Here is a 10929-nt window from a genome sequence, read left to right on the forward strand (position 1 = left end):
CGACGCCGGGACCGGACGGTCCGCGGCGGCTGCGGCGGTGGGAGTTCAGCACATGCACAACCAGCCCGGCGGCGCCCAGCCGGTGTTCGTCGACCGGACCGGCCGTCGACGCCGACTGACCGTGATCGCCGGCACCGCGATGGGGCTCGGCCTGCTCACCAGCTTCGCGCTGATCCTCGCCGGCCTCTTCTTCGACCCCTCGGTGCCGCTGCCCGGCTGGTCGGACGACCGGCCGGCGCAGCCGGTCGAGGCGGGACTGGACGGACAGGGCGAGGTCGCCGACCTCCCCGGCGCGGTCCCCTCACCGATCACCCGCACCTCCGCGCCGGTCCCGGCGACCTCCCCGTCGGCGCACGCGCGGACCGGCCGTCCCACCCCGGCGGCCCCGGCCGCTCGACCGAGCGGGTCCGACCGGCCCGGCCAGGGTGACGAGCGGCGTAACACGGCGAAGCCGAGCAGGTCTCCGGGCAAGCCGCAGTGACACCCCCGCGGCACGTCGCCCGGCGCGATCCCCGAGCGCACTGGCTACTGCTCCTGCTCGGCCTGGTCCTGCTGCTCGCCACGCTCACCGTGCACGGTCTGGTGACCGGTCTCGGCGGGGGCTCGGGGCCGGCCGCAGCCGTCACCGGCGGTGAACAGGGCGCGGCGGCGACGTCCGCGGCCGGTGTGCCGGAGCCGGTCGCCGCCGGCGGCCCGGTGCTCCGGCTGGACCGACCCGAGCCGGTCAGCCGCACCATGCCGGACCGGACGATCGCGCTCACCTTCGACGACGGCCCGGACCCGCGTTGGACGCCGCAGGTGCTCGACGCGCTGCGCCGGCACCACGCGCACGCCACCTTCTTCGTGGTCGGCGCCCGGGTCAACGAGCACCCCGAGCTGGTCCGGCGCATCCTCGCCGAGGGGCACGAGATCGGCTCGCACACCTTCACCCACGCCGACCTCGCCAGCCAGCCGGGGTGGCGGCGCGACCTGGAGCTCTCGCTGACCCGCAAGGCGATCGCCGGGGCGACCGGCCGGGAGGTCACCCTGCTGCGGCCACCCTTCTCGTCCCTGCCGTCCGAGCTGACCGGGCCCGGGTACGAGGCGCTGCACGACGCCGCCGGCAGCGGCCACCTCGCCGTGCTCGCCGATCGGGACACCCGGGACTGGGAGCGCCCCGGAGCGGCCCAGATCGTCAAGGCCGCCACCCCGCCCCGCGGGCGGGGCGCGGTGGTGCTGATGCACGACGGGGGCGGCGACCGCGACCAGACGGTGGCCGCGCTGGACCGACTGCTGCCCGAGCTGACCGGGCAGGGATACCGGTTCACCACCGTCTCGGCGGGCATCGGCGCGCCGGAGTCGGCGCTTCCGGCGAGCACCGGCACCCGGCTGAGCGGCACCGCGCTGCGCTGGACCCAGCGCGGCGCGGGCTGGGTCGCCGGGGCGATGAACCTGCTGCTCGGGATCGCGTTGGTGCTCGGCGTCGCCCGGCTGGTGGTCCAGGTGTTCTGCGCCCAGCGGCACGTTCGCCGGGTACGCCGGGACACCGGCCCTCGCCCCGAGGTCCGCGCGCCGGTGTCGGTGATCGTGCCGGCGTACAACGAGGCGGCGAACATCGCGGCGACCGTCCGGTCGCTGGTGGCCAGCGCCTACCCGGCGCTGGAGGTGATCGTGGTGGACGACGGGTCCACCGACGGCACCGCCGACATCGTCGAGCGGATGCGGCTGCGCGGGGTGCGCGTTCTCCGGCAGGCGAACGCCGGGAAGCCGGCCGCGCTGAACACCGGGATCCGAGCCGCTCGGGCGGAGCTGCTGGTGCTGGTGGACGGGGACACCGTGTTCCAGCCGGACACGGTGTACCGGCTGGTGCAGGGCTTCGCCGACCGCTCGGTGGGCGCCATCTCCGGCAACACGAAGGTGGCCAACCGCCGGCGGCTGCTCGGCCGCTGGCAGCACCTGGAGTACGTGATCGGCTTCAACCTCGACCGCCGGATGTACGACGTTCTGGAGTGCATGCCGACGATCCCCGGCGCGATCGGCGCGTTCCGCCGCGAGGTGCTGCTCGGCGTCGGCGGGGTGCCGGCGGACACCCTGGCGGAGGACACCGACCTCACCATGAAGGTGCTGCGGGCCGGCTGGCGGGTGGTGTACGAGGAGGCGGCGATCGCCTGGACCGAGGCGCCGTCGAGCCTGCGGCAGCTGTGGCGGCAGCGCTACCGCTGGTGCTACGGCACGATGCAGGCGATGTGGAAACACCGGCACGCGCTACGCGAGTCGGGGGCGGGCGGCAAGCTCGGCCGGCGCGGGCTGCCGTACCTCATGGTTTTCCAGATCCTGCTGCCGCTGACCGCGCCGGCGGTCGACGTCTTCGCCCTCTACGGGCTGCTCTTCCTGCCCTGGTCGACGCTCGCCCTGGCCTGGTTCGGGTTGCTGCTGCTGCAGGCGCTGACCGCCGGCTACGCGTTGCGGCTCGACCGGGAGCGGTTCGGGCCGCTCTGGGCGCTGCCGCTCCAGCAACTCGTCTACCGCCAGGTGATGTACCTGGTGGTGGTCCAGTCGGTGGTCACCGCGGTGATCGGCAACCGGCTGCGCTGGCACCGGATGGTCCGCACCGGCGAGGCCGCCGCTCTGGTCACCGCCGCCCGCGCCGGCTGACCCTGTCCTCGGGGTCCGCCGCGCGGACACCTCCGGTGGTCGGGCCGTCGGGGTCGGCTGCCCAGCCCGGCCCGCAGGGCGCGGTCAGGGTTGGTGGAAGAGGCCGGCGGACCAGGCGATCAGCAGCCCGACCACGGCCGAGCAGCAGCAGACCACCAGGGCGGCGGAGAGCACGGCGAGGATCAGCAACGCCGGCCGGCGTCGGGCCGTTCCGGGCGCAGCATCCTCCTGGTCGGACGGCCCGCCCGGCTCCTCGTCGTCCCGGTCGAACCCGGTCACCACCGTGCCCCGATCACCCGGGAAGTCTAGGCGCTCCGGCCGCCCCGCCGGGCCGGCCGCCGCCACGTTCCCGCCACCCGGCCGTCGCCGGACTTCCCGCCGCTCGGACGTCGCCGGCTTGCCGCCAGGCCGGTCGAGATCGTGCTGGTTCCTGGATGTAGTGGCCTCGATCGGTCGTCGAGGCCACCACATCCCGGATGTTGCGTGATCTTGTTGCGCGGCGCGCGTGCGGGCGTGCGGTCAGGCCCGGCCGAGGCGGTCGAGGATCCAGGCGTTGATGAACGCCTCCTCCCGCCACGAGTCGTAGCGACCGCTCGGGCCGCCGTGACCGGCGCCCATCTCGGTCTTGAGCAGGTAGTCGCCCTGCGGCGCGGTGGCCCGCAGCCTCGCGATCCACTTCGCCGGCTCGTGGTAGAGCACCCGGGTGTCGTTCAGGCTGGTCACCGCGAGGATCGCCGGATAGTCCACCGCCGCCACGTTCTCGTATGGCGTGTAGGACTTCATGTACGCGTAGACCTCCGGGTCGTCGAGCGGGTTGCCCCACTCCTCCCACTCGGTGACGGTCAGCGGCAGCGACGGGTCGAGGATCGAGGTGAGCGCGTCCACGAACGGCACCTGCGCGACGATGCCGGCGAAGGCGTCCGGCGCGAGGTTGGCCACCGCGCCCATCAGCAGGCCGCCGGCCGACGCGCCCCGGGCGACCAGCCGGTCGCTCGCCGTCCAGCCGGTCTTGACCAGGTGCCGGGCGGTAGCCACGAAATCCGTGAAGGTGTTCTTCTTCGCCAGCAGCTTGCCCTGGTCGTACCAGCGCCGGCCCAGCTCGCCGCCGCCCCGGGTGTGCGCCACCGCGAAGATCACGCCCCGGTCCAGCAGGGAGAGTCGGGCCACCGAGAACCAGGGATCCATGCTGGCCTCGTACGACCCGTAGCCGTATAGCTCGCAGGGGGCGGAGCCGTCCCGAGGGGTGCCCGCCCGGCAGACCAGCGAGATCGGCACCCGGGTGCCGTCGTCGGCGAGCGCCCAGTCCCGGTGCTGCTCGTAGTCGGCCGGGTCGTACGGCCGCCCGTCCGGCCCGGGCAGCACTGGCTTCTGCTTGCGCAGCACCATCTGCCGGGTGACCAGGTCGTAGTCGTAGACCGAGTCCGGGGTGACCAGCGAGGAGTAACGCAGCCGGATCTGCCCGGTCCGGTACTCCGGGTTGGCGTCCAGCCCGACGCTGTAGAGCGGCTCGGGAAAGTCGATGTCGTACGAGTCGCCGCCGCCGATCGGCAGCACCCGCAGCCCGGTCAGCCCGTTGGCCCGCAGCGAGACCACCAGGTGGTCGGCGAACGCGTCGACCGCCTCCAGCCGGGTGCCGGGGGAGTGTTCGATCAGCGGCACCCAGTCGCCCGGCGCGTCGGCGGACGTGTAGGCCAGCGCGAAGTCCTCGGCGTCGTCGTTGTGCAGGATCAGGAAACGGTGGCCGTGGTGCTCCACCGCGTACTCGACACCCTGCCGGCGGGGCGCGACCACGGCCGGCTGGCCGGTCGGGTTGCCGGCCGGGATCACCAGCACCTCGCTGGTGATCTTGCTGTGGATGTCGATCAGGATGAACTTCTCCGAGCGGGTCAGCTCGACCCCCACCCAGAACCGCTCGTCGTCCTCCTGGTGCACCACCACGTCGTCGGCCGCCGGGGAGCCGATGGTGTGCCGCCAGACCCGGTTGGGTCGCCAGGCGTCGTCGACGGTGACGTAGAAGAGCACCGAGGCGTCGGCGGACCAGGCGGTGCCGTAGAAGGTGTCGGGCACCTCGTCGGGGAGCAGCTCGCCGGTGTTGAGGTCCTTGACCCGCAGGGTGAACCGCTCGTCGCCGGAGAAGTCCGTGGAGTAGGCCAGCCAGCGGCCGTCCGGGCTGACGTCGAACGCGCCGAGGGCGAAGAAGTCGTGCCCCTCGGCCAGCAGGTTGCCGTCGAGCAGCACCTCCTCGCCGTCGAGTGGGGCGCCGTCCACGCTGACCGGTGGCTCGGTCTCGCCGTCGCGGACCGCGCGTCGGCACTGCACGCCGTACTGTTGCCCCTCGACCGTGCGGCTGTAGTACCAGTAGCCGTCCTTGCGGGTCGGCACCGACAGGTCGGTCTCCTGGGTGCGCCGGCGGATCTCCTCGAACAGCTCCGTGCGCAGGCCGGCCAGGTGCGCCGTGCGGGCCTCGGTGTAGGCGTTCTCGGCGGTCAGGTATGCGATCGTCTCCGGGTCGTCCTTGGTGGCCAGCCAGGCGTACTCGTCGACGACGGTGTCGCCGTGGTGGGTCCGCTCGCTGGGGACCCGCTTGGCCGTGGGCGCGGAATTCTCGGTGGTCACGGCGTCACGTTACCGGCCGGCCGCCGGTCACGGCCGGTACGCGCGGCCCGGTCGCCCGCATTCCACACCACAGTCATTCGAACACCTGTACGATGGCTGGCATGGCGGCTGCAGCGAGTTCGATCGACCGGTCCGGAGCTCTGGAGATCACCCATCGGTTGACGGAGATCTGTGGTCCGCCGTTCGCCCGGTTCGCCGGTCCGGCCGACGAGGTGGCCGGCCGGGCCGCCCGCTGGGTCGCGGTCCCGGGCGGTTCGCAGGCGGCGGCCCGGGTGCTCCGGCTGGCGGCCGCGCACGACCTGACCGTGGTCCCGCGCGGCGCCGGCACGAAGATCGACTGGGGCGCCGCCCCGGAGCAGGTCGACATCATGCTCGACACCGGTCGGCTGGCCGGCATCGGGCACGAGCCGGTCGACGCGCCGACGGTGGAGGTGGGAGCCGGCACGCCGCTGCGCGCCGTCCAGGCGACCCTGGAGCGCACCGGCCAGCGACTCGCCGTCGACGCGCCCTCGCCCGGGGCGACCCTCGGCGGGGTGCTCGCCGCCGGCGAGGCCGGCCCGCTGCGGCACCGGCACGGCAGCCCCTGCGACCAACTGGTCGGCGTCCGCTACCTGACCGCCGACGGCGAGCTGGTCAGCGCGGGCGGGGGTGCGCCGGGGCTGGATCTGGCCCGGCTGCTCTGCGGGTCGCAGGGGGCGCTCGGCGTGCTGGTCTCCGCCACCCTGCGGGTGCAGCCCGTGCCGGCCAGCCGGCTCTGGGTCTCCCGTCCGGTGTGGACCCCGCTCGAGGTCAACGACCTGGTGCGGGCCATCCTCGCCGCGCGCCTCGATCCCGCCGCCGTCGAACTCGACCTCTCGGCCACCGCGCCGTTGCCGCGCCGGCCGGTGCGCCCCGACGACCCGGCCGCCGCGGCCCGGGCCCGCCACCCGTCGATGACCGGTCGGGCCGACGTGCCGTCCCGGGCCGGCAGTCTCGTGGTCCTGTTGGAGGGCGGCCCGGCCGACGTGGTCGAGCGGGCCGAGCGGCTGGTGTCGCTGCTCGACGGTGGGGTGACGGTCACCCACTCCCCGCCGACCTGGTGGCGGCGCTACCCGTTCGCGCCGGGCGACACCGCACTGCGCATCGAGGTGCCGATCACCGATCTGCACGCGGCCGTCTACGCGCTGCGCGACGCGGCCGGCGCCCCGGTGCCGGTGCGCGGCTCCGCCGGGCTGGGCGTGGTGCACGCGGCCCTGCCCGGGTCGCTGCCCCCCGATCGGGTGGCCTCGATCCTGGCCGCCGTCCGGGGGGTTCTGCTGGCCCGCCGGGGCCGGTGCGTGGTGCTCTCCGCGCCCGCCGCGGTCCGCCGCGCGGTCGACCTGTGGGGCGAGCTGACCACCCTGCCCCGGCTGCGGGCGGCCAAGGAGCACCTCGACCCGCACCACCGGCTCGCCCCCGGCCGCCTACCCGGTGGCTTCTGAGTCGTCGGCCCCGTGGCCCGCCCGCCCGGGATGATCAGTCGAGCCACCACTGGTGCATGTCGGCGACCGCCGGGGTGAAGCGGGCCAGCAGCAGGACCGCGGTGGTTCCGGCGCCGACGAGGAGGAGGATCCGCGACCGCCGGGGGATGCGGTCGGCGTCCCGGGCCACCACGGCCACGGCGTAGATCGCCATCGGCACGGTGAGCACGGCACCCGCCAGGTAGAGGACCGACACCGTGGCGTAGAGCCAGAGGAACGGGTTCGCCCCGTGCAGGCCGAACGGCACAAGATCCTTCGGGTCGTACGCCCCGGTCAGCATCTCCGAGGGGCCGACGCCGGCGGTCAGCATCCGCCCGATGTAGAGCGCCGCGACCACGACGAAGGCGGCGATCACGGCTGCCTGGGTGACCAGGACGACGCGGGCCAGACGCGGCCGGTCGGCGGCAACATCCACGGTGGTCGACATGGGCGTCAACCTACCGGTTGGCGCACCGCCGCGTCGTCCGGCTGAACGTCAGGCGCGGGGCCGCGAAATGCCCCGTGCTTGATCGACTCGAAATCCCTGAAGACGGGCTGTCGGCCCCGGACGGACACCCCGACATCAGGAAAGTCGAGTCGATCAAGCAACGGCGCGAGCGCCCGCTCGTCGGATCGTGCTGGCCGCGAGCCTGTCAGACCGCGTCGTTGCGCAGGACCAGGATGGCGATGTCGTCGCGGGGCGCCTCGACCGAGAAGCCGATCGCGGCGGCCCGCAGCCGCGCGGCGACCACGTCGGCCGAGTAGCCGGCCAGCGGCGCGGCGGCGTCACGCAGCCGTTCCGTGCCGAAGAGCTCCCGCCCGCGACGCCGCTCGGTGACCCCGTCGGTGTAGAAGATCAGCGCGTCGCCCGGGGTCAGCGGCACCTCCGCCGTGGGCGTGGCGATGGTGTCGAGCAGGCCCAGCGCGGTGCCGCCGGTGCCGACGAACGCGCCACCGCCCCCGCCGCGCAGCAGCACCGGCCGGTCGTGCCCGGCGAGGTGCAGGGAGACGTCCAGCCGGTCGCCGTCGCCCGGCCCCACCGCCGCCATGGCCAGCGTGCAGTATCGGCCACCGCCCCGCTCGACCAGCGTCTCGTTGAGCCGGGTGAGCACCTCGGGCAGCGGCTTGCCGTCGCCGACCAGCACCCGGATCACGTCGCGCACCAGCCCGGTGACCGCCGCCGCCTGCACCCCCTTGCCGGAGACGTCGCCGATCACCACCAGCCACCGCCCGTCGGGCAGCGGCAGCACGTCGTAGAAGTCGCCGCCGACGTCGGCGTCGTCACCGGTCGGCACGTACTCGGCGGCGAAGCCGATCCCGTCGACCACCGGCAGCACCGGAGGCAGCAGCGACTGCTGGAGCGTCTGTGCCACCCGGCGGCGCTCGGCGTGGATGCGGGCGTTCTCGATCGCCAGCGCGGCCCGCCGGGCCACATCCTCCAGCACGGCGACCTCGTCCGGGTCGTGCCGGTGCCGCTGGTGCCGCCCGACGGCCAGGGTGCCGAGCCGCTGGCCCCGGGCGATCAGCGGCACCGCGAAACCCTCCATCGGCCCGCCGAGCGGGACCTGCGCCGCGTTGCGGGACGCCTCGCGCAGCCGGGCCTGGACGGAATCCGGGCCGGTCTCCTGAAGCACCTTGTGCAGCTGCGGCAGGACCGACTCGTCGGCGTGACTGGAGGCCGCGAGCCGCAGCCGGCCCCACTCGTCGGTGGTGTGCACCGCGCACCACTGCCCGAGCCGGGGCACCACGAGCTGCGGGATCAGCGCCATGGTCAGTTCGACGTCCAGCGACTGGGCGAGCAGTTCGCTCGCCTCCGCCAGGAAGGTCAGCCAGGCCTGCCGCCGGACGTCCGTGCGCCGCAGCCGGTCGTTCTCCAGGTGCAGCGAGAGCCGTTCGGCCGCCAGCACGGCGAGCGGCCGGGCGTACGCCGACGGCGCCGCGTCCAGCTCCAGCTCGCCGGCGTACGGGCGGTGCACGCTCAGCTTCACCCGGAGCAGCTCGTTGCCGTCGCGGGGCTGGCGGCCGTAGCGGGCCAGCACCTGCGAGCCCGGTCCGTCGCCCCGGTCCAGCCGAATCACCCCACCGGCCGCGCCGACCATCTCGGCGACCCGGGTGAGCAGGCCGGTGGCGAAATCGGGCAACGGGTCGTCGGCGTACGGATCGGGGCTGATCTGCATCAGCTCGCTCATCGCGCCGGCGCTCGGCGCGTCGCTGGACACCGCGCCGGGCCCGTCGCCCCCGGCGCCGCCGTGCCCACCCCGGGTGCCGGCGGCGGCGTCCGCTGAGGCCGAACCGGCGCCGGAGCGGTCCAGCCGGAACCAGACGCCCTTCCCGGTGGGTAGGTAGGTGGTGCCCCAGCGGCTGGCGAAGTGGTCGACCAGGAGCAGCCCCCGACCCCGCTCGGCGACCTCGGTGATCTCGGCGGTGTCGTTGCGGACTCCGACGATCAGCTCGTCGACGGGGCCGGAGGCGAAGTCGGAGACCGTGACCGTCAGCCCGACTTCATCCGCGGCGACCTCGATGTCCAGTTCGGTGCCCGCGTGTTCCACGGCGTTGGTGGTGAGTTCCGTGGTGAGCAGCAGGGCCTCGTTGAGCAGTTCGTCCAGGTCCGCCTCGGCGAGAACCGAGCGGACCAGGGCGCGCGCCGCGGCGGGCGTACGCCGGTCGGCGGGAAGGCGGACGCGCCGGACGTGCCCGTCCGGGCCCCCGGCCGCCGCGGGCCTCGCCTCCGCCGACACCCCCGTATCCTCCATCGCCACCCCGGCAGGTGCCAAGCCGATCCCGCCTCTGGTCGCCATCGGGACGGGCTGTCGGGCGTGGCGAGCAGTCGCGCGAGCTGGCATCGGCGCGATCGCAGGCACAATATGGGGTGGCCGGCGTGTCGGCAGCGTCGGTGCCCCCGAGCTGAGACGAGGAATGATGACCACGGCGAAGCAGTCGGTGGCGGATCCGTCCGCGACCGACCACGAGGCGCTCCTCGGTGAGTTGACCGAGGCGCTGCGGCGGGTGGGTCGCGGCGACCTCAAGGTGCGGCTGCCCCGGCGCGCGGGGGCGGCCGGTGAGGTCGCGGACGCCTTCAACGAGGTCGTCTCGCTCCAGGAGCGGCAGTACCTCGACCTGCGGCGGATCAGCCGGATCGTCGGCCGGGACGGTCGGCTCACCGAGCGCCTGGACGACGAGGGCCTGGACGGCTCCTGGGCTGAGGGGCAGCGGGCGATCAACTCGCTGATCGACGACCTGGGCCGGCCGACCACCGAGATCGCCCGGGTCATCGTGGCGGTCGCCGACGGCGATCTCTCCCAGCACATGGCGCTGGAGATCGACGGGCGACCGCTGCGCGGTGAGTACCTGCGCATCGGGCGCACCGTGAACACGATGGTCGACCAGCTGTCGTCGTTCGCCGACGAGGTGACCCGGGTGGCCCGGGAGGTGGGCACCGAGGGCAAGCTGGGCGGCCAGGCCGACGTCCGGGGCGTCGCCGGCACCTGGAAGGACCTCACCGACTCGGTGAACACCATGGCGTCGAACCTGACCGGCCAGGTGCGGTCGATCTCACAGGTGGCGACCGCGGTGGCGAAGGGCGACCTGTCGCAGAAGATCACCGTCGGCGCGCGCGGCGAGGTCGCCGAGCTGGCCGACACGATGAACTCGCTCACCGACACGCTGCGGCTCTTCGCCGAGCAGGTGACCCGGGTGGCCCGCGAGGTGGGCACCGAGGGCAAGCTGGGCGGCCAGGCCGAGGTGCCGAACGTCGCCGGCACCTGGAAGGACCTGACCGACAACGTCAACTCGATGGCGTCGAACCTGACCAGTCAGGTGCGTAACATCGCGCAGGTCTCCACGGCGGTGGCCCGGGGTGACCTGTCGCAGAAGATCACGGTGGCCGCGCAGGGCGAGATCCTGGAGCTGAAGGACACCGTCAACACGATGGTCGACCAGCTGTCGTCGTTCGCCGACGAGGTGACCCGGGTGGCCCGTGAGGTGGGCATCGAGGGCAAGTTGGGCGGTCAGGCCCAGGTGCGCGGGGTCTCCGGCACCTGGCGGGACCTCACCGAGAACGTCAACCAGCTCGCCGGCAACCTGACCAGTCAGGTGCGCAACATCTCCCAGGTCTCCACGGCGGTCGCGAAGGGTGACCTGTCGCAGAAGATCACGGTCGACGCGCAGGGCGAGATCCTGGAGCTGAAGTCGACGGTGAACA

At 73.8% G+C, this 10929-nt stretch carries 8 protein-coding genes; 4 read left to right on the plus strand and 4 right to left on the minus strand.

What is annotated here, in order from left to right; all coding sequences use genetic code 11:
- The first annotated feature begins 52 nt into the window (after window positions 1-52).
- Together ACIP9D_RS06470 and ACIP9D_RS06475 are read left to right on the plus strand one after the other, a co-directional pair.
- Window positions 53-481, plus strand: coding sequence for a hypothetical protein (locus tag ACIP9D_RS06470; protein ID WP_350868188.1), 429 nt, complete (start codon window positions 53-55; stop codon window positions 479-481).
- Window positions 478-2634 (plus strand): bifunctional polysaccharide deacetylase/glycosyltransferase family 2 protein, encoded by a 2157-nt coding sequence (locus ACIP9D_RS06475; protein WP_350868186.1) that lies wholly within the window; start codon window positions 478-480, stop codon window positions 2632-2634. The genes ACIP9D_RS06470 and ACIP9D_RS06475 overlap by 4 nt, the downstream gene beginning before the upstream one ends.
- 84 nt (window positions 2635-2718) lie before the next feature.
- On the opposite strand, the gene ACIP9D_RS06480 is transcribed toward ACIP9D_RS06475, so the two are convergent.
- Entirely contained in the window at window positions 2719-2916 is a 198-nt protein-coding gene (locus ACIP9D_RS06480) for a hypothetical protein (protein WP_400449444.1), read from the minus strand.
- 237 nt (window positions 2917-3153) lie between these two features.
- Entirely contained in the window at window positions 3154-5250 is a 2097-nt protein-coding gene (locus ACIP9D_RS06485; RefSeq protein WP_350868183.1) for a S9 family peptidase, read from the minus strand.
- Window positions 5251-5351: 101 nt separating this feature from the next.
- Between ACIP9D_RS06485 and ACIP9D_RS06490 the strand changes: the two genes are divergently transcribed.
- Window positions 5352-6710 (plus strand): FAD-binding oxidoreductase, encoded by a 1359-nt coding sequence (locus ACIP9D_RS06490; RefSeq protein ID WP_350868181.1) that lies wholly within the window; start codon window positions 5352-5354, stop codon window positions 6708-6710.
- A 34-nt stretch (window positions 6711-6744) separates the two neighbouring features.
- On the opposite strand, the gene ACIP9D_RS06495 is transcribed toward ACIP9D_RS06490, so the two are convergent.
- Both ACIP9D_RS06495 and ACIP9D_RS06500 read right to left on the minus strand, forming a co-directional pair.
- Window positions 6745-7176 carry a hypothetical protein gene (locus ACIP9D_RS06495; protein WP_350868179.1) on the minus strand — a complete coding sequence of 144 codons (432 nt, stop codon included), beginning with the start codon at window positions 7174-7176 and terminating at the stop codon, window positions 6745-6747.
- A 205-nt stretch (window positions 7177-7381) separates the two neighbouring features.
- Complete coding sequence (locus ACIP9D_RS06500) at window positions 7382-9466, minus strand: SpoIIE family protein phosphatase (RefSeq protein WP_400449447.1); 2085 nt, start codon at window positions 9464-9466, stop codon at window positions 7382-7384.
- A gap of 181 nt (window positions 9467-9647) precedes the next feature.
- Here ACIP9D_RS06500 and ACIP9D_RS06505 point away from each other — a divergent pair.
- The coding region (locus ACIP9D_RS06505; protein ID WP_400449449.1) for a HAMP domain-containing protein at window positions 9648-10929 on the plus strand (1282 nt) is incomplete at its 3' end.

The sequence above is a fragment of the Micromonospora sp. NPDC093243 genome, assembly GCF_044753725.1.
Taxonomy (GTDB): domain Bacteria; phylum Actinomycetota; class Actinomycetes; order Mycobacteriales; family Micromonosporaceae; genus Micromonospora.